Here is a 26864-nt window from a genome sequence, read left to right as displayed (position 1 = left end):
CGCTGACATTTGATCGTTCCCACGCTCCGCGTGGGAATGCAGCCCGGGGCGCTCCGCGTCCCTGTCGAAGACCGCGAATCGCGCCGGCCAATTTTGCCTTTATGTTTCCCCGAGAACCCCGGAGAATGCGCGACCGAACCGGCGGCGCTCAGGGCGTCGGGCCAGGTTGACGAGACCGTGATCCAGGAATGTTATGAAACTCGATAAGCAGCAGGCCATTGCGCGCCGTAATGAACAGCTCGGCGGCGCCGTGCTCGGCACCAATAACACGCACTTCGCCGTGCTCGACCCCAAGCGCAATATCTGGTGGTTTGATTTGCCCATGAGCCGTCTGGCAGTGGGTCAGTACGAGTGGCTGCATCTGCTTCTGCACACGCCTAGCACGGATGAGTTGATTCACCTGAAGGTGACGACCAAGTTCCTGCGCGATCAGAAAGACGCGGTGGTGGTTCGCAATGAAGGCAAGCGCAAGTCCACCGTGAGCCTGGAGCTTTCGGCGGACAAGGATTCGTACTTGAAGGACATGCGCCCGAACGGCGCAAACCTGAGCTTCGCCAGTTTCGTACAGAAGTGATCTGGCAAGGCTAATCAGAAGGCCGCAGCGCCGATTATCCAGCGCTGCAGCCGAGTGTCACCTCAGACCAGTTCGATACGGTCGGCGTGAATGACGATCTGGCCCTGTTTGTACAGTGCGCCGATCGCTTTCTTGAAGTTGCCTTTGCTGACGCCGAACAGATTGCTGATGACCTGTGGATCGCTCTTGTCACTGACAGGCAGTACGCCGTTGTTGTCACGCAACTTGCCAAGGATTTGCGCGTTGAGGCTGCTGGCAAGCTGTTCACCCACCGGCTGCAGGCTCAGGCTGATGTTGCCGTCGCTGCGCACTTCCTTGATGAAGCCTTTTTCCTGTTTACCCGAACGCAGGAACTTGAACACCTCATTCTTGTGAATCAGGCCCCAGTGCTTGTTGTTGATGATCGCCTTGAAACCCATCGCGGTCTCTTCGGCGACCAGCAAGTCCACTTCCTGCCCGACTGAATAGTTCGCCGGCGCCTTGTCCAGATAGCGATCCAGACGCGTGGTCGCGGTGATGCGGCGGGTGTGTTTGTCGAGGTAGACATGCACCACGCAGTAATCACCGGCTTTCAGCGGCTGCTTTTCTTCCGAGTACGGCAGCAGCAGATCTTTGGGCAGCCCCCAATCCAGAAAGATGCCGATGCTGTTGACTTCAACCACTTTGAGGCTGGCAAATTCTCCCACCTGTACCTTGGGTTTTTCCGTGGTCGCGATTAACTTGTCATCGCTGTCCAGATAAATAAAGACGTTGAGCCAGTCTTCATCTTCGCTGGGAATATCTTTGGGGATATATCGATTGGGCAGCAGAATTTCGCCATCTTGTGCCCCGTCCAGATATAAACCGAAGTTGGTGTGTTTCACCACTTGCAAACTGTTGTAGCGCCCGACTAAAGCCATGTGCAGATACCCTCGTTACGTGGGCGGCATTCTACCCGAATTCCGGCGGGCGTTCCGGATTGGCCTCTGGCGTCGGCTGCCTGCCTTGAAAATCAACGGGTTGATGAACGTCGCCGCGCAGACGGTGCCGGGCTCAAGCCATTCGTCAGGTCGTTGAGTCTCGCAGCAGCCATGAAGGCTGGTCGAACACCACGGAACGCCCGATTGAACATCGCAATTAAAACAGTCAGTTAGCGGCTAATGTCGAAGAATATGTCTGCACCACCGCGCGAGCAACAGCTCTCCCCTCATCGGATAATACCCAAGCAATTTCCGGCCAATTCCGATAGGATGGCCGGCCGTATTAAATTTATATAGGTCAATTGCAGCCATGCGTGTAAAAGCATCCAACTCGAAAGCCAAGCCAGCTCCTGCCGTTGAGACCAGCGATTCGATCAACGCGCAAATTGCAGCTTTCTTGAAATCCGGTGGCGAGATCCAGCAGATCGCCAAAGGTGTCAGCGGCCAGACCTTCGGCCCATCCAAGCAGATCTCCCTCGGCAAAAAGTAAATTTTCTCCCGCCTCCGCGGTCGACATCCAGGCGCTTTGATCACAAGGCGCCAGGTCCATCGCTCCTCGCTGCACAAAGCTCTGCTTTACTCTCTTGTCACATGACGCACCGAGCTGCCTGTCAATGGCGCCGCGCATGATATGGCAACAGAACGGACGATGCCCTGAACTGCTGAAGTCTCTGCGGAAACCGATATGAACAAACGGATGATCATCGGCGCCCTGCTAAGCCTCGGGCTGACCGGTTGTGCGACCCACGGATGTGACACCTCGGTGGCGGGCAGCCCATGCCGCGCCGACTATCTGCTGTACCAGAACGACATGCTCCAGGCCAAGCTGCTGATCAACGAGCGCCGCGCTGAAAACGACGAGCTCGCCAGCGCCCTGCTGGAACGGGCGGCGCGCGAAGACACGTCGGGCGAGGCGGAGTTTTATCAAGCGATCCTGCTCTTGCGTCAGAACGCCAGCCCGAAACAGGTTGATGCCAAGCTCGATGACTCCGCCGACCGCAACTACCCGCTGGCCATCGCCCTGCAGGCGCAACGGGCCGGAACGGAGGATCAGGACAGGGCCCGCGCCTATCGCGCCAGGTACGAAAAACTGGATGTCGCCACAAGCGGTTATCCTTCTTTCCCCCAGGCGTTGATCGTCGTCAACCAGCTGATTTCCACCGCGAACTGATCGCAACGTTCAGACCATCTGCATCGAATCGACCAATGGTCGCGAGATATCGCCAATCGGCGGTATCCTTGCGACGCTCTAGATCGCGGTTCTTGTCGGGCCATTCGCCGTCAGCATAGATACCTTCGACCCACTCCTCCGAAACCTGAAAGGAGTGAAGCATGCCTTATGCTCGCTGTTTCAACCGTTGGACCGGTGCGGTGTTTGCCTGCGCCGCCTTCATGCATCACGCCGCCAGCGCTCAGGTCATCGAGCGGGAGCTGGGCGACTTCAGCCTTAAGCTCGGCACCACCCCCAGCCGTACCATGGCCCAGGGCCTGGTGACGCCGAGCGGTGCCGATTCCAAATTCCATGGCGGACTCGACCTGACCCACGAAAGCGGCTTCTACTTCGGGCAATGGTCACCCAGCACCGGGCTCGCGCCCGATACCTCGCTGGAAGTGGACTCCTACATGGGCTTCAAGAAGCCCTTCGACAAAACCCTCGGTTATGAGCTTGGCGTGATTCGCTACAGCTACCCGAACACCGACCAGCTCGACAGCCACGAGCTGTACGCCGGCTTCCGCATTTTCGACAGCCGTATCGGCACCGCCTTCAGCACTGACGCCGGTCGCCAGGACAGCACCCTGTTCCTCGACCTCGGCGACATGATTCCGCTGGGCCTGGACCTGCGCATGCAGTACGGCAACCACCAGCTCGACTCACCCACGATCATCGATGGCGGCGGTGTGGTCAATGCCTACAGCGACTGGTCCTTCAACGTATCGCGCCCGGTGCTGGGCATGGACATGAACCTGATGTACAGCGGTTCGAGCCTGACAGGCGCCGATTGCAGCGCCTACAGCGGGCACAACACGCAGTGCGAAAGCACCGTCACGCTGAAGGTCGTCCGCTCGTTTTTCTGATGGGTTGAACCGCTGTGACCTGACTTGCTCTATAACGGGGAGACGAACCGGCAAGGAGCTGTCATGGGCATTGTGTTGAAGACCTTTATTTCGCTGTGGCTGAGCCTGACGCTGCTGGCGGGGTGCAGTCAGATTGGTCTGACGTATCGACATCTGGACTTCATCATCCCTTGGTCGCTCAACGACTACCTGGACATGAATGCGTCGCAGAAGGACTGGCTCGATGAGCGCTTGAAAGAGCACTTGAGCTGGCACTGCACCACCCAGATTCCCGGTTACCTCGACTGGCTGGACCGTCTGCAAGGGATGGTCGAAAACAACCAGGTCAATCAAGAGCAGCTCAAAGCACGCACCGCCGAAGCGCGGCAGGCCATCGCTACCCTCTCCAAAGAAATCACGCCCTCGGCGGTCGAGCTGCTGCGTCAGCTGGACGATCAGCAAGTGGGCGAAATGCAGGCGGCGTTCGCCAAGGACCTGCGCAAGCATGAGAATGAGTTCGTCGACCAGCCGCTGGACAAGCAGATCAATGAACGCGCTCAACGCATGGAGAAACGTCTGACGCCGTGGATGGGCAAACTGAATGCCGCGCAGCAGGCGCGGGTGATGCAATGGTCGACCTCGCTGGGCGAGCAGAACCGGCTGTGGATCGACAACCGCGCGCACTGGCAGTCGCTGCTGCTCGCGGCGGTCAAACAGCGCAAGACCGGGGATTTCGATCAGAAAATTGCCAGCCTGCTGCAAGACCGTCAGACCTTCTGGACGCCCGAATACCGAGCAGCCTATGACCATACCGAGCAGGCAGCGATTTCTCTGATTGCGGACCTGATGGCGCAAAGTACGGGTGATCAACGGCAGAAGTTGCTGGCGAAGATCGCCGACGTGCGCAAGGACTTCACGGATTTAAGTTGCTACAAGAGCCTGAAAAAAGCGTCCTGATCAGGACGCTTTCGGGGTCAGGCGATTTGCGCCTTGGAGGCCACTTCGTCAAAAGTGGCCGGATCCAGCGCATCAGCCTGTTCATCCAGCACCTGACGCGGATGGTCATTGCCCGGAATGCTGCTGTCGATCATCGCAAGCAGGCTCGCGCCGTTTGCGGTAAGGGTAGCGCCTTCGCCACCCCCACCTGCACCGCTGGTGTGGGCGGCAATGAATCCACGTTCGAGCAACAGCGCTCTCAATTCTGCGGCATGGGTTTCTGATGCATCCTCGATTGCGACGCTGTTTTGTACGTGGTGCAGCAGACGCTCGATCAGGTCCCAGTCGTATCGTTTAGACATGTTTCAACCTCCAGTGGGCCAACAGGGCAATACCCGTGACGTCCGGTCATCGGGCTTGATGCTCAGTGGTTGTGACCCAGCGGCGGGCCAGCCGTTCAGCGGGCTGGCCGGGAGGCAGAAGGGGGTTATTCAGCGACTGGCGGACGCGTGACACGCTTTTTCAGCGGCGCCATCCCGTCCTGGCTGACCAAAGGCTCGGCCTTCGGACGATTTACCGACTTGCGTTTGGTCGGGCCCTTGGCGACGGCTTTCTTTTTGTCGCCCTTCTTGTCACCTTTGCCATCGGTTTTTTTCTTCTTCACGCCGACAGCCTTGCCCGATGCCTTGACCTTCTTCGGCCCGGTGTAAGTGCCTTTGACTTCCTTGATCGTACGGCGCTCGAACTTCTGCTTCAGGTAGCGCTCGATGCTGGACATCAGGTTCCAGTCACCGTGGGTGATCAGCGAGATCGCCAGCCCTTCGCCGCCGGCACGGCCAGTGCGGCCAATGCGGTGAACGTAGTCGTCGCCGGTGCGCGGCATGTCGAAGTTGATGACCATGTCCAGGCCGTCGACGTCCAGCCCACGGGCCGCGACATCGGTCGCCACCAGGATCTTCACGCCGCCCTGCTTCAGACGATCGATCGCCAGCTTGCGATCCTTCTGGTCTTTGTCGCCGTGCAGCACGAACGCCTTGTACTCGAGCGCCACGAGACGACCGTAGATGCGGTCGGCCATGGCGCGCGTGTTGGTGAAGATGATGGCTTTCTGGTAGGTCTCGTTGGCCAGCAGCCAGTTGAGGACCTGCTCTTTGTGTACGTTGTGGTCGGCGGTGATGATCTGCTGACGGGTGCCCGGAGCCAGTTCGCTGACACTGTTGACCTGCAGGTGCTGCGGGTCTTTCAGGACTTTGCCGATCATTTCGCGCAGGCCCGAACCACCGGTGGTGGCCGAGAACAGCATGGTCTGCTCACGATTGGCACACTCGCCGGCCAGACGCTCGACGTCTTCGGCAAAGCCCATGTCGAGCATGCGGTCGGCTTCGTCGAGAACCAGCAACTCAACCTGCTTGAGGTCGAGGTTGCCGGCGTTGAGTTGCTCCAGCAGGCGGCCCGGCGTGCCGATCAGGATGTCCGGGACCTTGCGCAGCATCGCGGCCTGGACCTTGAAGTCTTCGCCGCCGGTGATGAGGCCGGCCTTGATGAAGGTGAACTGAGAGAATCGCTCCACTTCCTTGAGCGTCTGCTGGGCCAGCTCGCGGGTCGGCAGCAGGATCACGGCGCGGATGTCGACGCGAACCTTGGCCGGGCCCATCAGGCGATTGAGCATCGGTAATACGAACGCGGCAGTCTTGCCGCTGCCGGTCTGCGCCGTCACCCGTAGATCGTGTCCTTCCAGCGCCAGCGGAATGGCCGCTGTTTGCACAGGCGTAGGCTCGACGAAATTGAGTTCGGCCACGGCTTTTAGCAGGCGTTCGTGCAGGGCGAATTGGGAGAACACGGGTGTTACCTCGGCGTAATACAAAAAAACAGTCGCATAGGGTACCGGTTTAAGCCGGATTCGCCGAGTCTCTTTAGCTCAAAGGGCCTATTTTGTTACCGGATTTGGCCTACCCTGCCCTCGCTTCCCTATCAATGCTCTAATCGCGCCCCCCATTTCTGATCAGGAGATCCAGCGCCCATGGACACCCACTCGCTTTGGCTACGCGCCCAGGAAATCTGGACGCTGCTGGAAAACCAGCCAATGCTGCGCACGATCACCGGATTGCTGTTACTGCTCGTCGCTGCTTTCGCCCTCGGGCGGCTGGCGCGGTGGGTGATCCTCTACGCCATGAAAGCCCTGAGTCGCCAGCCATCGCTGTTCTGGCTCAATGACTTCCTGCATAACAAAGTCTTCCACCGACTGGCCCAGGTCACGCCCTCGGTGGTCATTCAATTCGGGCTCAATCTGGTCCCGAACCTCAGCAATCCCGCCAATCATGTGCTCGGCAATATCGCGCTGGCGTTCACCATCCTCTTCCTCATGCTCACCGTCGGCGCGCTGCTCAACGCGTTGCTGGACATCTACGCGCGCACCGAACACGCCCGCACCCGCTCGATCAAGGGCTACGTGCAGCTGACGAAAATGATCCTTTATGTGTTCGCCGGGATCATCATCGTCGCCACGTTGATCGACCGATCGCCGTTGTTGCTGCTTTCCGGCCTCGGCGCGATGTCGGCGGTGATTCTGCTGGTCTATAAAGACACCCTGCTGTCCTTCGTTGCCAGCGTGCAGCTGACCAGCAACGACATGCTGCGCGTCGGCGACTGGATCGAAATGCCACAGGTCGGCGCTGATGGCGACGTGGTGGATATCACCCTGCACACCGTGAAAGTGCAGAATTTCGACAAGACCATCGTCTCGATCCCCACTTGGCGCCTGATGTCCGAGTCGTTCAAGAACTGGCGCGGCATGCAGCAGTCCGGCGGGCGCAGGATCAAGCGCAGCCTGTTCATCGACGCCAGCGGCGTGCGGTTCGTCTCCGATGAAGAAGAACAGAAGCTGACACAGGTTCGCTTGCTGACGGATTACATGGGCCGCAAAAAAGCCGAGCTCAGGGCGTGGAACGAGGCGCAAGGCAACGTCGCCGAAATGTCAGCCAATCGCCGCCGCATCACCAACATCGGCACGTTTCGCGCCTACGCGCTGGCGTATTTGAAAAGCCACGCCGACATCCACCCGGACATGACCTGCATGGTCCGCCAGATGGAAACCACGGCGCAGGGTGTGCCGCTGGAAATCTACTGCTTCACCCGCACCACCAGTTGGGGCGACTACGAGCGGATTCAGGGGGATATTTTCGATTACCTGCTGGCGGTGCTGCCGGAGTTTGGGCTGGGGGTTTATCAGCAGCCGAGTGGCGCGGATTTGCGGATGGGGTTGGCGGGAGGGCAGTCCGCAGTGGGTGGGTTCGCGTTGCCCAAGCGGCAGCAGTGAGTCACACGCAGCATTTGGTGATTAGTGGCTGAGCTTGCCAGTTTAAGAGGGAGAGGCTTTCAGTCGACGGCCTCTTTCTAAAATGTCCGGCCTTCACTGAAGGCGGATAGACGAACCTGTTTCGTTTCTCAAGCCAAACCCCATGTCTTCGGGCAGCAGTATTTTAGGAGGATAAATACTCTCGTAAATGTGGCGAATCCTATTCTGGTCATTGTTGAAGGCATGGCCGTTCTCCATGAAAATACTGTCGAACAAGCCTGCCGGGCTAGGCAGCGGAATGGTCCTGTTACCGGCAGTGTCACCGAACAGCAGGTCCTTGAATTCATTATCCTGATTTGAGGTCCAATTTTTAAGTAACTCGCCAGTGACGTCGTTCCAGATGGAGGCAGCGAAATAGGAGTTCAAGACTCCACTCATCAGCCATGTGAATAGACGCCCTCAACCGCTGATACTGGGCTTGAGTGATCAAAACTGTACGATAGATGTTTGGATGTCGATATTTTTCCAGATTCACATTCACTCCTCTACGAGAAGTCCTTATCCCAACGGCAATCCCCCAATCCCAAGTCCCGACTGTCCATCGTTCGCGCACATCAAGCGACTCGTAGCCAAGCCAGCTGTGACCGCGCAAGTTGGCCAGTAAAGGCGAAGAATTTTGTCCCTCAATGCTCGAATGCACCGTCAGTCTTCCGATCGTGCCAGGTTCGCGCATGGTATCGGACAACTCACGTGCCTCGATTAGTCCTGGCAAGATCACTAAAATCACCCAGCACCATTTACCCCAACGCATCTAGATAGACTCCCCCTGAGAAAGAGCCAGATCTTCGCACAGATTCTCATCCCTGAACGAACAATTAGGGACATGCGAGCATCCGGCAGCAACGCCAATCCAAGCGCCTCACAGGACGGCGAAAATATCAGCAGCGCGACGAGCCCGGGCACTAACTCCAGTGGTAGCGGTAAAGGTATTTGAATGCAACGCTATGAACTTAAGCTTCCCGCGGTCGCCGTTGACCATGAGTCTGATACAGCCTAAGTTCCGTACCGCCGAGCATCGCTCGTTCCCTTCGCTACCGTTAGAACATAAACCAACGTCTCACGACACTCGCTCAGCCCGTCGTTCTGGCTTGATGTCATAAATACCATAATTCAGTGTGTAGAAGCCAAGTCATTTAGTTAATTAAAAATGGGCAAAATCGAGAAAATGGTTTGGCTGCGCCGAGAAAACCAACGCAGCCGGGGCTAAGTTATTCTTGATTTATAAAAACATCTTTTGTTCTTTTTGTTACTTGATCGGCGATGAACTCGGATAGTTTTTCGTTAGAAGTTAGCTTGGTTGCACCGAGGCTATATTTTTTGATTATAAATTTCAACTCCTCCTTATTGAAGGTTGTGAGCTCTTTCTCGATTTCACTTTTTTTCTTTTCCTTAAATGAGTCGAAAATATTAAGATCTTCCACCTCTGCACGAATTATTTCTTTTTCTTTTTGCTCTCTTTGATTTTTTTCGTAAAACGGCCTTAACAAACCTAGAAGAATCTCCGGATTCTCTCCGATCGTATTGCCGATTTCGGATAGTACTTTTCCAAATATTTCTATGTCTTTCCTGCTTATATTCTTCATACCTTAAACCCCTACTCGCTCAAGAAATTCACCAGTGAGTGCTGTGATAATCCCCTTCGTTTCGTGGAAGTCCGATTTTCTTTTGGCTGTAGCAGATGTTATGAACGGCCTTGAGTCCACTGGTGCTTCAGCGACAGAAATTCTTTGAGGGAAATCATTTTCGAAAACGACCTCACTATAGTCGCCTGAGCGTAGCTCAGTCATGGTTGACTTGTGTAAATTCGTTCTATAGTCAACTTTCGTGAAAATAATTCCTGCCAATTCTATTTTGCAACTGTGCTTTCTTTTTTTGAAGGAGCTTATTCTGTTTAGTATCAAGCTTATACCAATCTTTGACAAAATATCCGGGACTGTTGGGACTATATAATAATCACTGATACTAATTCCGTTCAACGTGATTGCGCCAAGGTTTGGCGGACAGTCAATGAGTATGAAGTCGTAATCCCCCTTGATATTTTCAATTATATTACCTAGTACGTCGACGTGACTGACATATGCTTTGTTATCCATATCGGGTATATCATCTTGTATTTCCACTAGGTGTATGCTTGAAGGTAATAAGTCTAATCCTTCTATACCCCCGACATCATTGAGTATGGCGTCATCTATGTTGAATCTATTCTCACCTTTCAACATATCATTGAACATATGATATAACGTTTGTCCGCAATCATGCCGTTCTTGCCATTCCTCCTGGTCTATTAGCGATACAGTGGCGTTTGTTTGTGGATCAAGGTCAATTACTAGAACCTTGTAACCGTCCGAGGCAAGAGTTGCCGCAATATTTACAGTAGTAGTTGTTTTTCCAACACCACCTTTAAGGTTGATGAAACTTACTACTTTTGTCATGACCTAATCCTTGTGGTATGAATTTATTATGATTTTTTTTCGGTTTAGCAGGCGTTTATTCTGTCCGCACTCTCAACTCGCACAGACGCTACTATTTTGATGGCGTGGAGTCTAGATTTTTATGCGCGAAAATTTTTCGCTGCATTAGACAGAGCAAAAAACGATCAACACAGTTCCTAGTGTTCTGCCTCAGAAACAGCAATCCCATCTGAGCCACGCTTCCATAGTCAGCCACAGCGTGGAGTGGGGCCACTTATAGGAGTGCCGGGGCATGAGTAACGTGAATTACTGGTTCCTAGCGACTTGGTACAAGGGGCAAAAGCCCAGATTGCCGTGACCCGCTGCTTGAACCTAGGTCAGATCTTCGTCTAAAGCAGCTACCTGCCTAACACGTACGAAGTTGAAATGACCTTCAGTGATCAGTGCACGTTGCAAGATTGCAAGATCGAAGTGCTCTGTCGATCAATTTTGCAAAAAATGGACAATGGATAAAAAACCTAACCAGCTGATTTATATATTTTTTACATGTCCATTTGGGAGCTAAGTTCACACGTGCAGAATTTCGACAAGACCATCGTCTCGATCCCGACCTGGCGGTTGATGTACGAGTCGTTAAGATCTGGCGCGGGATGCGACAATCCGGTGGGCACAGGATCAAGCGCAGCCTGTTCATCGATGCTAGTGGCGTGCGGTTCGTGTCCGATGAAGAAGGATAGAAGCTAACCCAGGTGCGCCTGCTGACCGACTACATGGGCCGCAAAAAAGCCGAGCTCAAGGCGTGGAATGAAGCAGGACAACGTCGCCGAAATGTCGGCGAATCGCCGCCGCATCACCAACATCGGCACGTTTCGCGCCTACGCGCTCGCGTACCTGAAGAGCCACGTCGATATTACGCAGACATGACCTGCATGGTTCGCCAGATGGAAGCCACGGCCCACGGCGTGCCGCTGGAAATCTACTGTTTCACCCGCACGACCAGTTGGGGTGACTACGAGCGGATTCAGGGGGATATTTTTGATTATCTGCTGGCCGTACTGCCGGAGTTTGGGCGGGGGGTTTATCAACAGCCCAGTGGGGAGATGTACGGACCGGCTTGGCGAAGATGTCGTCGAAGGCGATTGACGAGCCAGCGTACAAGTCGTCCTAATGCATACAACCTACGCCCTCGGAGCCAATTTAGATGGACATAATGCGGTTCAACGATCTTTACCTCCGCCTGTACGGAGCCGACCTCCAGCGGGATGGTATTGCCTTGGTGAGCGAGTTTTACGCTCTATGGCTCGAAGCAGAAGCTTCAGGGATGGAGGCCGATACGCTCGTGAAGGAAGCAGACAACTGCCTCCGTCGGATAGCGTCTACTGATTTGTTTGTTTTTGCCGCTTGCGATTGGATCGGCAACAAGGGCCTACTCAGGCTGAGTAAGGCATTAGCCCATGAGGTCAGCGTCCATTACCTGCAACATTTTAAATTGCTGAGATTTGCACTTTCCGACGTCGCTGAGGAATGTGCCGCCAACGTTGCGCGAAGGTTGTGCGCATTGGACGTTCCTGTTGCCGTATCGCTCGGTTGGGCACTGAGCATGAACGAAGACTTGCCCCCTAGCCTTCAGATTTCGAGCACAACTGCCAAAGTCATGGACTTCTTGGCAGTCGAGCACCCGTCCACCTGCAAACAACTTCTGGAAGCAGAGTCTTCAACGTTCGCTCACTCGCCGCTTGCGCTGAACCTGACAGAAAGGCTTGCCATCGACGCCCGTGAGTTGGATGCCCTGCCCCACCTTGTCGAGTTGCAGATGTCATCTGAAATGCGCCGTAGCTTACGCTACCTTCGCCGGAGCGAGAATCGAGCGATGACTGAGCAGGCTCAGGGCCAGTCATTCCTGGCCGATCTGTTCATGACGTCAGAGCACTTTAAGTACTCCAACCAGGTGGCTTTGGAGTTCCAGCACGAACAAGAAACGGTTGAGACAATGATCCCCATGTCCACCCACGAAATGAGCGTTGACCTACCTCAGACCTTAGTCGCTGATCCGCTGCTCTACGGGCATATGGTAATGAGCCTGTGGAGGGGAATTGACGAATGAGTATCCAACTGGTTCTCTCGCACTATCTTTTGGGGCTTCGCGAACGCGATGAGCTGGATGCCCTCCTTCCGGATCTTCTTCAGGCGATGGGGCATTCGGTGCTCAGCCGTGCTCAGGTCGGCGTGAACCAGGGTGGCGTCGATGTCATGTCGACCAAGGAGAGTGCTCAAGGGGAAACGGAAGTTTTCCTCTTCGTCATCAAATTCGGGAATGTAAGCCGGAACGACTTCTACGGCACCCAGCAAGCGATCTTGCCCTCCATCCGCCAGGCGTCGACCGAGTACGTCCGGAATAGGTTGCCAGAACCTATGCGGGGCCTAAGGAAACGAATCGTCCTGATTTCAAATGGTGTCCTGAAGCAAGACGCGCAATTGGATTATTCCGCACTGTCCAAAGAGGTAACAGAATTCTCTCCCCTATGCTCGCTGGATTTTTGGGGCATTGATCAGTTGAGTCCGCTCATCGAGCAGTACCTCTTTGACGATGCGCTTCTGCTGGAAAAGGGAAAATCCGACTTGAGGGCGGCACTGGCCGGCTTGGAGGACACGCACGCTTCGTTCTCTAGGTTCGTTCGGTTCGTGGATGGCTGTATTAGCACAGTTGAGGATGACCAGGAGATATCCGAAAGCTCACGTAGAACTCGCTTCCATAAGCGAGCTGCTGCGGCAGCGATGGGATGGGCTGTACTGCTCGTCTGGGGCGAAAGCGAAGGCAACCAGAAACCAGGCGTTCTCGCGGGCGAGTACCTGTTGTTACGCCTATGGGGCGAATCGATCACCCTGGGTCTGCAGAACGACGCTCATTTCCTCAAACGCTTTGAAACGGTTGCTCAGCTACATTCGAATGCCTTGCTGCGGTACTACGAGCGTGTGCTGCCTTCACTCCTCAACCGAAGACGCATGCTTCGCTATCGCCCCGATCAGGTGCTCTACATCGATTTGATTTGCGATGAGGTTGGGCGATTGGGCACCACACTGCTGTTGCTTCAGGCTCTGGAGGCCGATAACGCAATGCTTTGGGCGATGCACGGGAACTTAGTGTCCCTCATCAACGTGCACAATGGCTGCTTGTCTCCGGTCTATGACGGGCAAGCGATTGACCTATCGCTGGCCATGGCGGCCATCGCCGCAATGGGTGATACCATAAGTACCCGACTAATGGTGCGCGAGTGCATTGATCGTTTTGACACGGCTCTGCACCAGAACAGGATCATGCCGGTAGATACCGATGACCTTGAAGATGCCATGCCCCTACTCTCCGGGATGGAAATCCAAAGGGGTAGATTCTTCAAAACCACGACTTTGGTGCCAATGCTGGGAACCATGGCCGCCCTAGTGGGAGATCAGGAAGGCCTTGATCAATTGTCAGCTGAGATTGTTCCAAATCTTGGAGGGGTGACCAAGGAAAGGTGGTTCCCCCAAAAAGCACTGCAGACTCTGACGGGTTCCGATGCCTATGTGAATGCCGTTGGCGTATCACGTGCCTTGGCTGGCTTCCGGCAGACCCCAGCGGAGGAGATTGAGGCATCTGTCAAAGTGCCGAGCCACGCCGCCTCACCCGAGGATTTCGATTGGCACAACACCCCTTGGGAAGTGCTGATTGCAATCTCGGCTAGGTTGCACCGCCATCCATTACCTACGTGGTACCTTGCTAAGCTAGCCGGGGTACAGCAGGCTCCTTGACTGTTTCGCGCCTAATGGACCCGACCTTCTTAGATGACGAAGGTCGGCGCTCCCGGTCTACATCCAACTCTCATTGGACATCGCATGCGACGATGACCGGGTAAGATTCCAAATTACAGCTTGCTCTGGAATGAAGCACCCTCATTAAAAAGCGTTATCAACAAAGGCGAAATTCGCAATCGTCCTCGATGACCTAGTGCCAAAACTAGCGCTACATGACTCGCTACATCAACAATGTTAAAAGGGAAATGTAGTATTTCTAGACAAAGCAGCTATTTTTTTTACATAATTCAGTCATTAGAAGTTGACACGCACCTAACCATGGCGAAAATATCTGACAGCAAGGGATCCGACAGAAATACCATTAAGTTTAATGACTTTTGCAAGAGCGATCGCACGACAGTTAAATAGTCCAAGAGAGAGATCTCCTCTTAGCTGTCAAAAAAGCACAAAAAACTGGTCTCGCGTAACTAAGCAGTCATTGACAGAATCAATATCCGTAGAGATAAACTATTAGCACACTCCGATAAAAATAACTTTCTTAACAGGGAGGAACTCGACGAAGACTATCCTTTAAACGTTAGCGAACCAATAGAACTCACAAGATATTTCCAAGGAGTAATTCTGATCATAGCTTCGACCTAAGTCAGAGCGGGCGGGTGTTTTACGACGATTATCTTTATTTCGCAGCAGATAGCCTGATCGATAAATTAATATATCCAGCCTCTTGAATGAACGGCCCGGAAGAGTAGAAGACCTTGAAGCGGAGTGGCTCCCTTGATTCGGGGGCTTGGACGACTATGGTATCTAGGCTGCCCCTACGTAACCGCGAAACCAAGCTGTCTTGTCGCCTCTATGCGCATGGCGAAGATCCCTTCGTCAAAGTTAACAGAACGTATCTTCCATTTTTCTGGTGGTTTCGCCGGAGTTCTCGGTTCAGGTATCGGTTCGCTGGTTGGTGCCTGCGGACTTGCAGGAGCCGTTGGAGCAGGGAGTGCAGCAGGGACTAACGGCGTCACCACGAATGGAGCCGTATAAACGAACGCGAAGACTGCAATCCCAAGCGCCGCAGCCCCAAGCATCGTCAGACCTTTGCAACTGACCCTGTAAAAGAAGCTCTCTGCCTGCTCAATAGGATCACCGACCATTTTCTGATATTCAGTTTCCGAGAGAAAGCGATACAGCTTCGACTGCCAATCCTGGCGCAACTGCCGCTGAATGCTTATGAATTTACGGCCCGACAGCACGTTCAGCGTGGTGTAGCCAAATGCAACCGACATCACGAGTGAAATTAGGAATGGGTTGATCTGCAGCGTGAGCCGCGCAACGATCAAGCCCAAGCCCACAGTCAGCGCTGTCGAGATCGCCGCGATCGCTTGGCGCGTTGCCTCTGTCGCCTTGGACGTTTCTTCAGTGACGGCTTTACGAAGGTCTCCCAGCGATTTGAGGGTGTCCTTTGTGATCTCTGATACCGCCATCTGGTAGGCGATCTTCCCGCAATCCAGCGCTGCAGCAAGATTCACCTTGAAGTACTGAAGTGCCTCTCCATCCGCCCTACCCGATCGAGCGATCTCAGCGGACAGCAGGATATGCTTCACTTCGGCTTCACGTGCGTTATCGAATACCCAAACTGCAGCATCCTGTACGACCTTGAAGTCATTCAGTGTGATCTTCGCCGCACCATTGATCGCTTCCGCGAGCGTCAGATTGAGCTTGGGCGGCCCCTTAAAACTGAGCTTGCTCCCGCTAGCGTCGATCTCGTTCGCAAAACAACGACTCAGGGCGTCAACGGCTTGGGTTGCCCAGACCATATGCAATGGGTCAGCCTCATCAAGCACATGGCCCTCTGCGAGCAACCAGTGACGCACGTCCTCAGGCACAGTCCGTACGTCACCTGACTCTTTCACCAAAAGCCGGGGCGACTTTGTCGCTTGAGATTCGACATAGGGCTCGTGCATGCCCCAGTCGCTATAAGCGCGAGCCCTGGTATTGAACGGCTTGAGGAGGCCTAGGACGTACCACCGTGATGCGGAATGACCGTTATCGAGAAAAGCTTTAAAACCCGCCTCTGTGGCCACGTACAAGGCCGCAGTCTCATCATGCTCCTGCGGAAGCGGTTTCAAGAGCTCGGCACGAAACGGCCCGAAAACCTCATCCCCCTCCTCGACCTCGGTTTCGCCCCCAGCGCTGTCGTACATGTCGATCGACCAGGAAGCCGTGGAGGCGGCCAGAGCGATTGATCGAGCAGCATCAGCAGACAGGTTAGACACGATGAGAGTGGCATTCCCCTCAGTGATCAGCGCCTGACCCTTATATGACAGGTCGTTAAGTAGGCTTGCCAGGCTTTGGTGTGACAACGCTGTCCTCCGTGACCCTGTCTGTATCCACGATTATTTGCTTCTTGCCCCCTTTCAGCTCCACCACCTTTACGTTCGGATTTTCCGCCCGGTCGGGGAACAGGATGGTGACGCCTTCGGTAGTGACGATTTTGCGCATGTAAGGCTGCCGTAGGATCTTGCGATCGGGCTCGAAGCTGAGCTCATGCAGCTTGCTCTTCTTAACGCGGGTGCGGGTTTCTTTCTCAAGACGACCGGCTATTTTTTCATCTTTTGGATGACCGGCCGCCAGCATTACCGCGTCAACAATTGCATCTTCATCAATAAGCTTGCGGGTGCCGAGGTTGGCTTGGGCTTTCTTCACGGCCTTGGCCACATCTTTGCCTGGTAGATATTCGATACAGGCCTGGAGCGCCGCCTTGAGCACCCTGCGGGTGAGCTCGCTCAGCTCTGTGTCCGAGACGTCCCGAGTCACCGACAAGAAGTCGGCGAAGTAATCGGCCAGATCGACACCATGCTTCGTACGGTCAGTGGCCGAAATATTTTTGTCCGCAGCACCCCTGATCACACGGACGAGCGCCGTTTTCTGGATGGCCTTCTTTTCGTCTACCAGGGCGTTCACGATCCGGCGCAGTGTATTCCCTGGAGCACCATGATTCTGCTCCAAGGCCAGCTTGTAGTCATACTTGATCAGGCTGTAAATCTTCACATTAGGGTCTTTAACCGACAGCTCGAACATCAACAAAACCCCATCAGCACTTCCGCCGACATGTGCTCGGTTAAAGCTTGCAGCCAGGCTCTGAGCACCATCAACGAATGAGGTAGCCCCGGTCGCAATGGCTTCAATCTCGTCTCGGGTAGTTGACACAGCCTTAAACATGAAGACCGGCGCAGCAGCCATATCCACAATTTTACCGATAAAGAATGCTTCCTCCTCCAAGGCGCGTTCCGGCTGAGACGCGAAGTTCTTGGTGCCCACCACGTGCAGGATCATTCGAGTGATCTTGAGTGAATCTATTTCTTCATCCGAAAAAAAACTCATGCGATCTCCATGTAAGCAGCCCCCTCCTACCCGGCACGAGGGACCACTCGCCTCGGCAGATACCTAGGCGGCAATAACGCATCGATCGCAGCCTTCCAAAGGCCGGTACCATCCCCGCAAACTTAGGATCGGGCGTGATGCAGTGATCGGAGCATATACGTAAAGACTGGCAAGCAGCCAGTACATTAGGCAGTGTTTCACTTGGGGTGGGTTCGCCAGGAACTGCACGAACGCTGGAGAGCATCCGGGGCTGAAGGGTGTCCATCCGGAGCGGGAAAAATTGACTGTAAGCTACCGCATTGAACGCCAGTGTATACGCGCTCGCGTACCAGAAGAGCCACGCCGACATTCACCCCGACATGACCTGCATGGACCGCCAGATGGAAACCACGGCCCAGGGCGTTCCGCCGGAAATCTACTGTTTTACCCGCACCACCAGTTGGGGGGACTACGAGCGGATTCAGGGGGATATCTTCGATTACCTGCTGGCCGTGCTGCCGGAGTTCGGGCTGGGGTTTATCAACGGCCGAGTGGGGCGGATTTACAGATGGGGCTGGAGAAGATGAAGCCAGACCGCCCTGCACTGGCGGAGTGAGCACCTGAAACCATCAAAACGGCAGCAAGCGAATGTGCTCGTCGCCCTCCCGAGAGCGTCATTGATTCACTTCCCGAATGTACGGAGCTTCTAATGACTACCGAAGACGCATATTCCCCGGCTGGCTTTGCGCCAACCATCCGACGCCATTCAGGCGTCCTGGAAATACCCGTACATTACATGCGTGGCGGGACGTCGACCGGCATCGTGGTCTGGGAGGCGCTTCTGCCGCAGGACGAGTCCTTGCGCGCTGAACTCATGCGACATTTGATGGGCGTCCCGCAGGCCGGTACCGAAAGAGGCAACCGCCAGATAACGGGGCTCGGACGTGGACCCGCGACCAGCAACAAGGTGTTCCTGATGGGGGCCGAGCAGACAGCGAGCGGGGTACGCCTGATCAGTACGCTCGCGCAACTGGCCGGCGACCATGCGGGTATCGATTGGAGCGTCAACTGCGGGAACATGTCCAGCGCCCTGCCCTTGTGGGCGATCGATGCCGGTTTGTGCCAACTGCCACGGGGTCAGACCTGCGAAATCGAGATAAAGAACACCAACACGGGCGTGCTGACCATTGCGCGAATGAAACGCGATGAACATGGCCGTTTCGCCACCGCTGAAATTCCTGGAGTGACGGGCGCCTTTCCTAGCGTCGATCTGTTCCTGCAGTCGCCTGTCGGCAACAAGACCGGGGCGCTGCTACCCACTGGCGCGGTGATGGATGTCATTGCAGGGCATGAGGTGTCGTGCGTCGATGTGGCGGTGCCAATGGTCATCGCTCAGGCAAGCAGCTTCGGCAAAACGGGCCAAGAATCCATCGCTGAACTTGAAGCCGACCTGCCCTTCATGGAAGCGCTGCGGGAGGTGTGGATTGAAGCGGGCTTGAAAATGCGTCTGCGCCGCAGGGACGGCGAATTGATGAGTCGTGCCGAAATCGAGCGCAGCGAAACCATTCCGAAAGTGTGCATCGTTGGCGCTCCTCGCAATGGGGGAAATATCGCGGTTCGTTACTTCACCCCCCAGACCGGGCATGCATCGATGGCCGTATCGGGCGGTTGCTGTCTGGCGGCAGCCTGCTTGATACCAGGCACTACCGCGCACCGGTTGGCGACGGGAATTGCTCCCTTGGGCACCGAGTTCGCCGATGTGGAGGTCAGTATCGAAAACCCCGCTGGGCGTTTGGACGCTACGGTGGTGGCTGCGCTGCAAGGCGGCGAAATCAACATAAGCAGCGCGGCCTACCGTCGGAGTGCACAGATCCTCATGCGAGGATATGTACCGCTTTACCGGGCCTCTGCCGAGCTCGACAGCGCGCTGACCGAGCGTATGCCATCCAATGATGTGCCGAGTGCCAGTTTGTTTAACGGAACTTGAATCCGAGCTACATTCAAATTCCCACTCAATTAACCAACCAACAAAAAGCCCGGCAATTGCCGGGCTTTTATTTTGAGTTTTATAACACCCAAGGCATTAACGATCACGCTGGTAGCTGGAACCGAACTCTTTGCGGTTTTCAGCAACGGTCACGGTGCCGGAAGTCTTAGTGGCGAAAGGCTTGACCGCCTCTTTGCTGGCGACTTTGCTGTCCAGAACGGTAGCGCTGGACGCGTCGACGATGGCGCGTTGGTTAATGTGCTGTGGGCTGGCGAATGCAGAACCCGTAGCCAGGATGGACAAGGCGAAACTGAAGGCGATGGACTTTTTCATGATGTAGATCTCCGCGTAATTGCTGGTAAGTGGTTTAAGTCGTTTCGTTGGGGCCAATCTATTCGGTTGGTCCCTACATGAAAAACCACCCATGAAGATATCTAACATCACCCTCGCTGATGTCGGTGCCGCAGGCGTCTAACCCGGCTGTTTCAGAGAACAGCCCGGCGTTGAACAACACCGCGGCGACTGATCCACACCGATGAAACAATCACAAGCCCGCCTAAAAACAGCTTGCCCAAGTCCTCATTCTGCCCCCAGATCAACAGATTGATCAGCAGCCCCACCGGCACATGCAGGTTATTCATCACTGCCAGTGTGGCGCCGTTGACCAGGCACGCACCTTTGTTCCACCAGTACATGCCGAGCGCGGTGGAACACAGGCCGAGGAACAGCAGCACCACCCACTGTTGAGGCGCATCCGGCAGATGCTGCGGGTTGCCGAACAGCAGAAACGCCGGCAACGCCACGGCCAGGGCGCCAAGGTAGAAATAACCGAAGCGGCGGTAGTGCGGCAGATCGCTGGGGTGGCGGGCGACCAAGTGTTTGTAGAGCACCTGGCCCGCCGCGTAAGTGAAGTTTGCTACCTGCAGCAACAGGAAGCCGCCGAGGAAATTCGGATCGACCCGGTCGTAACGGATGATCACCGCGCCGAGCACCGCGACCAACGCCGCCAGCAGGCCCCACGGATTGAAGCGCCGATTGAGGGCGTCCTCGATCAGCGTGACGTGGAGCGGCGTCAGGATGGTAAACAGCAGCACTTCCGGAACCGTCAGCACGCGAAAGCTCAGGTATAGGCAGACGTAGGTGACGCCGAACTGAAGCGCGCCGATCAACAGCATGCCGCGCATGAATGACGGCTCGACTCGACGCCAGCGCGTCAGCGGGATGAACACTAATCCGGCCAGGACAACCCGCAGCAGAACAGCGAAGTAGCTGTCGACGTGCCCGGCCATATAAACGCCGATCAGGCTGAAGGAAAACGCCTGAATCAGCGTCACGAAAAGTAGATAGCCCATGGTTGCCCCTTTTTTGAAGGCGGCGACCTTAGCGGGTTGGCCACGGCGTGTCTATTGAACAGGTCGGCTGGGCCACCGTTTGCGGCGATGCCTAACCCTAAAAGAAAAAACCCGATCAACCCGGCGCAGTCCTGCGGGTCGATCGGGCAATGCACTCAGGAGCGAACGAGTGCCAATGGAGTGTCGATGAACGCGAGCATCATCGGGCGGCGGGATTAACGGACGATTAAGAGACGTGTTGGATGTCACTCCAGCACGTGAGCGCCCATCACCCTGCCCTGTCAGCGGCCGCCGTCTCGATCAAAGAAGCCGACTATCGACCCGAACCCATCTAAGAATTTGTTTTATCGCCGAAGCCGAAGTACGCTCGGTCGACGCTGAGACGTGGGCTACAGAGGCTCGCAGCTCAGGGAGATGCGCAGCTTGACGATGTCGCGGGTGAACTTGGCGGTCACTTCGGTGCTGCTCTTCGGCGCGACCTGGACCCGGCGCGTGCGTGGGGCTTCCGGCCCGTTACGGAAGACCACGCTGCACTTGGCGGGGACGTCGCCAAAGTTATTCAGGGTGATGTTGCCGATGTCGTATGCGACGTCATGACTGTTGTAGTCGACCTGCACGCCCCTGATGTCTTTCTCGACGTCGATCGGGTAGGCGAACGCGCTCAGCGGCAGCATCGCCAGCAGCACACAACAGATTCTTTTCATGGGGCAGTCTCCATTCAGGGACCGCCAGCTTAGGACAACAGGAGCGAGAGATGAAAGCGCCCCGCGTGACCCTTGATCAATGGCGCACGCTGCAAGCCGTTGTCGACCATGGCGGCTTTGCTCAGGCCGCCGAAGCGCTGCACCGCTCGCAGTCGTCGGTGAGCTACACCGTCGCCAGAATGCAGGACCAGCTCGGCGTTCCGCTGTTGCGCATCGACGGCCGCAAAGCCGTGCTGACCGAGGCCGGTGAGGTATTGCTGCGGCGCTCGCGGCAGTTGGTGAAGAACGCCAGCCAGTTGGAAGACCTGGCCCACCACATGGAACAGGGCTGGGAGGCCGAGGTGCGTGTGGTGGTAGACGCCGCCTACCCGAACGCGCGACTGGTGCGGGCGCTGACAGCCTTCATGCCGCAGAGCCGCGGATGTCGGGTGCGGCTGCGTGAGGAAGTGCTGTCGGGAGTGGAGGAAGTGTTGCTGGAAGGTGTCGCCGATCTCGCCATCAGCGGATTCAGTATTCCGGGGTATCTGGGCAATGAGATGAGCAAGGTGGAGTTCGTCGCCGTCGCCCATCCCGGGCACCCGTTGCATCAGTTGCAACGTGAGCTGAATTTCCAGGACCTCGAAAGCCAGCTGCAGGTGGTGATTCGTGACTCCGGGCGCAATCAACCGCGGGACGTCGGCTGGCTCGGCGCCGAACAGCGCTGGACGGTCGGAAGCCTGGCCACTGCGGCTGCGTTCGTCAGCAGCGGTTTGGGCTTTGCCTGGCTGCCACGGCATATCATTGAGCGGGAGATTCAGGAGGGGGTGCTGAAGATTCTGCCGCTGGATAAAGGCGGCAGTCGGCATCCGACGTTTTATCTGTATTCCAGCAAGGACAAACCGCTCGGGCCTGCGACGCAGATCCTGATTGAGCTGATTCAGAGTTTTGATACCGCACCGCTGGATGCGCCCTTCCCGGCGCCGCAGCAGATGCTTTGAATAGGCTCTATCCGGGGACAGATTAATTTACGGTGAAGCGCTGTAAATAAATCAGTCCCCTCAGTCCCTGGTCAGTGGGACTGGCTTTAGCCGGGAAAGCGTCAGGCGTCACACTGCAAGACTGAGGGTGTTCACACTGGCCCCTTCCCGGCTGAAGCCGGTCCTACGAATGCACCGCATTACCCTGTGGGACCGGCTTTAGCCGGGAAAGCGTCAGAGATTACACCGCAGGATTGGGGGTGATTAAACCGGCCCCTTCCCGGCTAAAGCCGGTCCCGCTAAAGCAGGGCGCGCCACACGCCCACTGTCCAAATCCCGGCAAACGTGCTTCCCTTACGTCCTGTTTTTTCGCAGTCGACATCAATTTCAGGACTCTGCCCATGCTGAAGAAAATCGCCCTCTCCGCCGCTGCCGTGTTGTTCGCCGGCAATTTGATGGCCGCTCCGGCGCCTCACGTTGTGCTGACCACCAGCTTCGGCGATGTGGAAATCGAGCTGAACCAGGACAAGGCGCCCGTCAGCACCCAGAACTTCCTCAAGTACGTCGACAGCAGCTTCTACAACAACACCATTTTCCACCGTGTGATCCCGGGCTTCATGGCTCAGGGCGGCGGTTTTACGGCGCAGATGCAACAGAAGCCGACCAACGACCCGATCAAGAACGAAGCCGATAACGGCCTGCACAACGTGCGCGGCACCGTCGCCATGGCGCGGACCTCGGACGTGAATTCGGCCACCAGCCAGTTCTTCATCAACGTGAAGGACAACGCGATGCTCGACCACGGCGCCCGTGACTATGGCTACGCGGTATTCGGCAAAGTCGTCAAGGGCATGGACGTCGTTGACCAGATCGTCAATGCGCAAGCCGGCAACAAGGGCGGCATGCAGAACGTTCCCCTTGACCCGATCCTGATCAAGACGGCCAAGCGCGTGAACTAAGCCTGTCGCAAGCGTAAAAGCCGGGCGCCTGCCCGGCTTTTGCATTTTAAGGACAAGGCCCCTTGATTCAGCGTGAGCAATCGCGTTTCCATGTGGTCTGATCGGAAGACTGTCTCCGGGCTGCTCTCAAGCCGCTGTATCCAATCCCCATCCAAAGGAGAGCCCGCTCAAGCGTGGGCGTCATTGCCAATGCTCTATCGCCGTTTTGAACAGCTGATCGATATCTTCCGCGAAGCCCCTTCCGCCGCCCCGCCCAACACCGTCGCCTCGTTCTACCTGTATTACCTGCGTCAGGTATGGCCCAGCTTTGCCGCGCTGCTGGTGGTCGGACTGATCGGCGCGCTGATCGAAGTGTCGCTGTTCAGCTACCTCAGTCGCATCATTGATCTGGCCCAAGGCACGCCCAACCCGAATTTCTTCCGCGAACATGCGTTCGAGCTGACGTGGATGGTCATCGTCGCGCTGGTGCTGCGCCCGATCTTCGTTGCCCTGCATGACCTGCTGGTGCACCAGACCATCAGCCCCGGCATGACCAGCATGATCAACTGGCAGAACCACAGTTACGTGCTCAAGCAGAGCCTGAATTTCTTCCAGAACGACTTCGCCGGGCGCATCGCCCAACGCATCGTCCAGACCGGCAACGCGCTGCGTGATTCGGCGGTGCAGTCGGTGGACGCGTTGTGGCACGTGCTGATCTATTCGATCAGCGCGCTGGTGCTGTTCGCCGAAGCCGACTGGCGCCTGATGATTCCACTGCTGAGCTGGATCTTCGCGTTCATTCTGGCGCTGTGGTACTTCGTGCCTCGGGTGAAGGCTCGCTCGGTCATTTCCTCCGATGCGCGCTCCAAGCTGATGGGCCGCATCGTCGATGGCTACACCAACATCGCAACGCTCAAGCTGTTCGCGCACACCAACTCGGAGCAGCAGTACGCCCGCGAGGCCATCAGCGAACAAACAGAAAAGACCCAGCTGGCAGGTCGCGTGATCACTGAAATGGACACCGTGATCACCAGCCTCAACGGCATTCTGATTGTGACGACCACAGGCCTGGCATTGTGGCTGTGGACCCAGTCGTTGATATCCGTGGGCGCGATTGCGCTGGCGACCGGTCTGGCGATTCGGATCGTCAATATGTCCGGCTGGATCATGTGGGTGGTCAACGGCATTTTCGAAAACATCGGCATGGTGCAGGACGGTCTGCAGAGCATCGCGCAGCCGGTGGGCATCACCGACCGGGACGCTGCACCGAAGCTGGCGGTCAGCCGTGGCGAGGTGAAATTCGAAGACCTCAACTTCCAGTACGGCAAGGGCAAGGGCGTGATTCACGGCCTGAACCTGGATATCAAGCCGGGCGAGAAAATCGGGTTGATCGGGCCATCCGGCGCTGGTAAATCGACCTTGGTGAATCTGCTGCTTCGTCTGTATGACGTACAAGGCGGGCGGATCCTGATCGACGATCAGGACATTTCCCACGTCGCTCAGGAAAGCCTGCGTTCGCACATCGGCATGATCACCCAGGACACGTCGCTGCTGCACCGCTCCATCCGCGATAACTTGCTGTACGGAAAACCGGATGCGACCGACGCTGAATTGTGGGAAGCGATGCGCAAGGCCCGCGCCGACGAGTTCATCCCGTTGCTCACGGACTCCGAAGGCCGCACCGGGCTGGATGCCCATGTGGGCGAGCGCGGCGTGAAACTGTCCGGTGGTCAGCGTCAGCGCATCGCCATCACCCGCGTGCTGCTCAAGGACGCGCCGATCCTGATCATGGACGAAGCGACGTCAGCGCTCGATTCGGAAGTGGAAGCGGCGATTCAGGAGAGTCTGGAGACGCTGATGCAGGGCAAGACGGTGATTGCGATTGCCCACCGGCTGTCGACCATCGCGCGGATGGATCGCCTGATCGTCCTGGAAAACGGCGTGATTGCGGAAAGCGGGACCCATGGCGAACTGCTGGCCCACAAAGGCTTGTATGCGCGGCTGTGGACGCATCAGACGGGCGGGTTCGTCGGGGTGGATTGACCTGTCGCCGTCACTCAGTGGGAGCGACCCAGTCGCTCCCACTGTCTCCGCTACGCTGACACCCGCGATTCAACTACCCCTGCCGATACGGCAACGCCCCGCGCGCTTCTTCGGCGTACGCCAGAATCCCCGCCCGTTCCTGGGTCAGAAAATCCGCCACCGCCTCGCGCAATCCCGGGTGCGCCAGGTAATGCCATGAGTGGGTGATGACCGGCTCGAAGCCGCGGATCAATTTGTGCTCCCCTTGGGCGCCCGCGTCGAAGCGCTTGAAGCCGTGGGCGATCGCGTAATCCATGCCCTGATAGAAACACGTCTCGAAGTGCAATCGATCGAACTCGGCCAAACAGCCCCAGTAGCGACCGTAAAAACTGTCGCCGCCGACCAGGCTGAACGCCATCGCCACCGGGCGCGAACCCTGCCGCGCCAGCACCACACGAATCGCGTCGGGCATGCGCTCGGCAACCAGACTGAAGAACTCCCGCGTTAGGTAAGGCGTTTGCCCACGCACTTCGTAGGTATTGGAATAGCAGGCGTAGACGAAATCCCAATGCGCCTCGCTCAGTTCATGCCCTTCGAGCCAGTCGAAGTCAAAACCCTGCCCCGCCACTTGCTCGCGCTCCTTGCGCATTTGCTTACGCTTGCGTGAGCTCAAGGCGTCGAGAAAATCCTGAAAATCCCGATAGCCGCGGTTCTGCCAGTGGTACTGACAGCCAATGCGCTGCAGCCAGCCGGGTTGTTCGGCGAGCAACGCATCGGCTACCGGGTCGGTGAAGTTGACGTGAACGCTGGACAGCTCCTCGCCCTGGGCATAGCCCGGCAGGCAAGCGAGCAGTTCACGGCCGTCTTCGGGGGTCTTCGCCAACAGCCGGGGCCCGCTCACTGGACTGAACGGCACCGCCACCAGCAGCTTGGGGTAATAGGCCAGCCCGGCGCGACGACAGGCGTCCGCCCAGGCGTGATCGAACACGTACTCGCCATAAGAGTGCCACTTGCGGTACGCCGGCAGCGCAGCGATGAGTCGCTCACCCTCGTAGTGCAGCAAGTGCTCGGCGCGCCAGCCGGAACGCGGCCCGAGGCTGCCGCTGTCTTCCAGCGAACTGAGAAAGGCATGGCGCAAAAACGGTGAATCGCCAGGTATCAGGGCGTCCCACTGTTCAGGCGCAAGGTCAGAAAGCTTATCCAATCGGTGTAACGACATCCCACCACTCCAGGTCGCGCCAACGTGGGCGCAGTATCACCTATTCATCTGTTCTGCACATGAAATTACTCGCGGCACCGCTCTAGCCCGCAGGTCCAACGAAATTTTCACATGTCACCCACATGACATCACTTTGCCACCGTATCGTCATAAACGCTGGCAATACTGGCGCCAGTTTTTAGAGCCAGAGGTTCTAAGAACGCCAATTTTCTTCCGCCCGCCTTTGGTCGGCTGATCCCTGGATGATCCGGTC

The 26864-nt window shown here is 56.4% G+C and carries 24 protein-coding genes and 2 pseudogenes; 14 read left to right on the top strand and 12 right to left on the bottom strand.

Annotated elements, in window-relative coordinates:
* Positions 1–193 precede the first annotated feature (193 nt).
* Positions 194–574 (top strand): hypothetical protein, encoded by a 381-nt coding sequence (locus M1E04_RS06500; RefSeq protein ID WP_065992698.1) that lies wholly within the window; start codon positions 194–196, stop codon positions 572–574.
* A gap of 62 nt (positions 575–636) precedes the next feature.
* On the opposite strand, the gene M1E04_RS06495 is transcribed toward M1E04_RS06500, so the two are convergent.
* A complete protein-coding gene (locus M1E04_RS06495) occupies positions 637–1473 on the bottom strand; it encodes a CvfB family protein (RefSeq protein ID WP_122622291.1) in 837 nt (278 codons plus the stop codon).
* A gap of 370 nt (positions 1474–1843) precedes the next feature.
* On the opposite strand from M1E04_RS06495, the gene M1E04_RS06490 reads away from it, so the two are divergent.
* The 4 genes from M1E04_RS06490 (at position 1844) to M1E04_RS06475 (ending at position 4545) form a co-directional block, all read left to right on the top strand.
* Positions 1844–2023 (top strand): hypothetical protein, encoded by a 180-nt coding sequence (locus M1E04_RS06490; RefSeq protein ID WP_037012170.1) that lies wholly within the window; start codon positions 1844–1846, stop codon positions 2021–2023.
* Positions 2024–2218: 195 nt separating this feature from the next.
* Positions 2219–2704, top strand: a complete 486-nt coding sequence (locus M1E04_RS06485) for a hypothetical protein (protein ID WP_456292583.1) — start codon at positions 2219–2221, stop codon at positions 2702–2704.
* Positions 2705–2865: 161 nt separating this feature from the next.
* Positions 2866–3609, top strand: a complete 744-nt coding sequence (locus M1E04_RS06480; RefSeq protein WP_083233260.1) for a TorF family putative porin — start codon at positions 2866–2868, stop codon at positions 3607–3609.
* Positions 3610–3672: 63 nt separating this feature from the next.
* Positions 3673–4545 carry a DUF6279 family lipoprotein gene (locus M1E04_RS06475; protein WP_456292582.1) on the top strand — a complete coding sequence of 291 codons (873 nt, stop codon included), beginning with the start codon at positions 3673–3675 and terminating at the stop codon, positions 4543–4545.
* Positions 4546–4562: 17 nt separating this feature from the next.
* Here the strand turns inward: M1E04_RS06475 and M1E04_RS06470 are convergent, their stop codons facing one another.
* Together M1E04_RS06470 and M1E04_RS06465 are read right to left on the bottom strand one after the other, a co-directional pair.
* A complete protein-coding gene (locus M1E04_RS06470) occupies positions 4563–4886 on the bottom strand; it encodes a hypothetical protein (protein WP_410934726.1) in 324 nt (107 codons plus the stop codon).
* A 125-nt stretch (positions 4887–5011) separates the two neighbouring features.
* Entirely contained in the window at positions 5012–6364 is a 1353-nt protein-coding gene (locus M1E04_RS06465; protein WP_192134008.1) for a DEAD/DEAH box helicase, read from the bottom strand.
* A 180-nt stretch (positions 6365–6544) separates the two neighbouring features.
* On the opposite strand from M1E04_RS06465, the gene M1E04_RS06460 reads away from it, so the two are divergent.
* The gene (locus M1E04_RS06460; RefSeq protein ID WP_456292581.1) at positions 6545–7840 is read left to right on the top strand and encodes a mechanosensitive ion channel family protein; all 1296 of its coding nucleotides are present in this window, start codon (positions 6545–6547) and stop codon (positions 7838–7840) included.
* A 93-nt stretch (positions 7841–7933) separates the two neighbouring features.
* On the opposite strand, the gene M1E04_RS06455 is transcribed toward M1E04_RS06460, so the two are convergent.
* The 3 genes from M1E04_RS06455 to M1E04_RS06445 all read right to left on the bottom strand — a co-directional run bounded on the left by M1E04_RS06455 (position 7934) and on the right by M1E04_RS06445 (position 10311).
* The gene (locus M1E04_RS06455; RefSeq protein WP_456292580.1) at positions 7934–8245 is read right to left on the bottom strand and encodes a hypothetical protein; all 312 of its coding nucleotides are present in this window, start codon (positions 8243–8245) and stop codon (positions 7934–7936) included.
* 842 nt (positions 8246–9087) lie between these two features.
* On the bottom strand, positions 9088–9462 hold the full coding sequence (locus M1E04_RS06450) for a hypothetical protein (RefSeq protein WP_456292579.1): 375 nt from the start codon (positions 9460–9462) through the stop codon (positions 9088–9090).
* A gap of 3 nt (positions 9463–9465) precedes the next feature.
* Positions 9466–10311 carry a ParA family protein gene (locus M1E04_RS06445; RefSeq protein WP_456292578.1) on the bottom strand — a complete coding sequence of 282 codons (846 nt, stop codon included), beginning with the start codon at positions 10309–10311 and terminating at the stop codon, positions 9466–9468.
* A gap of 552 nt (positions 10312–10863) precedes the next feature.
* Here M1E04_RS06445 and M1E04_RS06440 point away from each other — a divergent pair.
* The 3 genes and pseudogenes from M1E04_RS06440 to M1E04_RS06430 all read left to right on the top strand — a co-directional run.
* Positions 10864–11501, top strand: a pseudogene (locus M1E04_RS06440) (hypothetical protein); the annotation flags it as partial.
* On the top strand, positions 11501–12394 hold the full coding sequence (locus M1E04_RS06435) for a hypothetical protein (protein WP_456292577.1): 894 nt from the start codon (positions 11501–11503) through the stop codon (positions 12392–12394). The pseudogene M1E04_RS06440 and the gene M1E04_RS06435, both read left to right, overlap by 1 nt.
* Positions 12391–14076 carry a hypothetical protein gene (locus M1E04_RS06430; RefSeq protein ID WP_456292576.1) on the top strand — a complete coding sequence of 562 codons (1686 nt, stop codon included), beginning with the start codon at positions 12391–12393 and terminating at the stop codon, positions 14074–14076. The genes M1E04_RS06435 and M1E04_RS06430 overlap by 4 nt, the downstream gene beginning before the upstream one ends.
* An 818-nt stretch (positions 14077–14894) precedes the next feature.
* Here the strand turns inward: M1E04_RS06430 and M1E04_RS06425 are convergent.
* Both M1E04_RS06425 and M1E04_RS06420 read right to left on the bottom strand, forming a co-directional pair.
* Complete coding sequence (locus M1E04_RS06425; RefSeq protein WP_456292575.1) at positions 14895–16433, bottom strand: hypothetical protein; 1539 nt, start codon at positions 16431–16433, stop codon at positions 14895–14897.
* Positions 16402–17454 (bottom strand): hypothetical protein, encoded by a 1053-nt coding sequence (locus tag M1E04_RS06420; protein WP_456292574.1) that lies wholly within the window; start codon positions 17452–17454, stop codon positions 16402–16404. Before M1E04_RS06420 ends, M1E04_RS06425 begins: the two co-directional genes overlap by 32 nt.
* 314 nt (positions 17455–17768) lie before the next feature.
* Here M1E04_RS06420 and M1E04_RS06415 point away from each other — a divergent pair.
* Positions 17769–18049: pseudogene (locus M1E04_RS06415) on the top strand (mechanosensitive ion channel family protein); the annotation flags it as partial.
* Between the two features lie 93 nt (positions 18050–18142).
* Complete coding sequence (locus M1E04_RS06410) at positions 18143–19420, top strand: PrpF domain-containing protein (protein ID WP_456292573.1); 1278 nt, start codon at positions 18143–18145, stop codon at positions 19418–19420.
* Positions 19421–19516: 96 nt separating this feature from the next.
* On the opposite strand, the gene M1E04_RS06405 is transcribed toward M1E04_RS06410, so the two are convergent.
* From M1E04_RS06405 to M1E04_RS06395, 3 genes are all read right to left on the bottom strand, one after another.
* The gene (locus M1E04_RS06405; protein WP_456292572.1) at positions 19517–19753 is read right to left on the bottom strand and encodes a hypothetical protein; all 237 of its coding nucleotides are present in this window, start codon (positions 19751–19753) and stop codon (positions 19517–19519) included.
* A 152-nt stretch (positions 19754–19905) separates the two neighbouring features.
* On the bottom strand, positions 19906–20772 hold the full coding sequence (locus M1E04_RS06400; RefSeq protein ID WP_456292571.1) for a carboxylate/amino acid/amine transporter: 867 nt from the start codon (positions 20770–20772) through the stop codon (positions 19906–19908).
* A gap of 389 nt (positions 20773–21161) precedes the next feature.
* On the bottom strand, positions 21162–21476 hold the full coding sequence (locus M1E04_RS06395) for a 3-phosphoglycerate kinase (protein WP_192134018.1): 315 nt from the start codon (positions 21474–21476) through the stop codon (positions 21162–21164).
* Positions 21477–21526: 50 nt separating this feature from the next.
* Here M1E04_RS06395 and M1E04_RS06390 point away from each other — a divergent pair, with 50 nt between their 5' ends.
* From M1E04_RS06390 to M1E04_RS06380, 3 genes are all read left to right on the top strand, one after another.
* A complete protein-coding gene (locus M1E04_RS06390) occupies positions 21527–22453 on the top strand; it encodes a LysR family transcriptional regulator (RefSeq protein ID WP_296307600.1) in 927 nt (308 codons plus the stop codon).
* Between the two features lie 380 nt (positions 22454–22833).
* Complete coding sequence (locus M1E04_RS06385; RefSeq protein WP_065992670.1) at positions 22834–23391, top strand: peptidylprolyl isomerase; 558 nt, start codon at positions 22834–22836, stop codon at positions 23389–23391.
* Between the two features lie 189 nt (positions 23392–23580).
* The gene (locus M1E04_RS06380) at positions 23581–25413 is read left to right on the top strand and encodes an ABC transporter ATP-binding protein (protein WP_192134023.1); all 1833 of its coding nucleotides are present in this window, start codon (positions 23581–23583) and stop codon (positions 25411–25413) included.
* A 73-nt stretch (positions 25414–25486) separates the two neighbouring features.
* Here M1E04_RS06380 and M1E04_RS06375 read toward each other — a convergent pair whose 3' ends face one another.
* On the bottom strand, positions 25487–26611 hold the full coding sequence (locus M1E04_RS06375; protein ID WP_296314106.1) for a GNAT family N-acetyltransferase: 1125 nt from the start codon (positions 26609–26611) through the stop codon (positions 25487–25489).
* Positions 26612–26864: the final 253 nt, after the last annotated feature.

This window comes from Pseudomonas sp. AK106, assembly GCF_053903055.1.
This window is presented reverse-complemented; position numbering and strand designations above follow the sequence as displayed.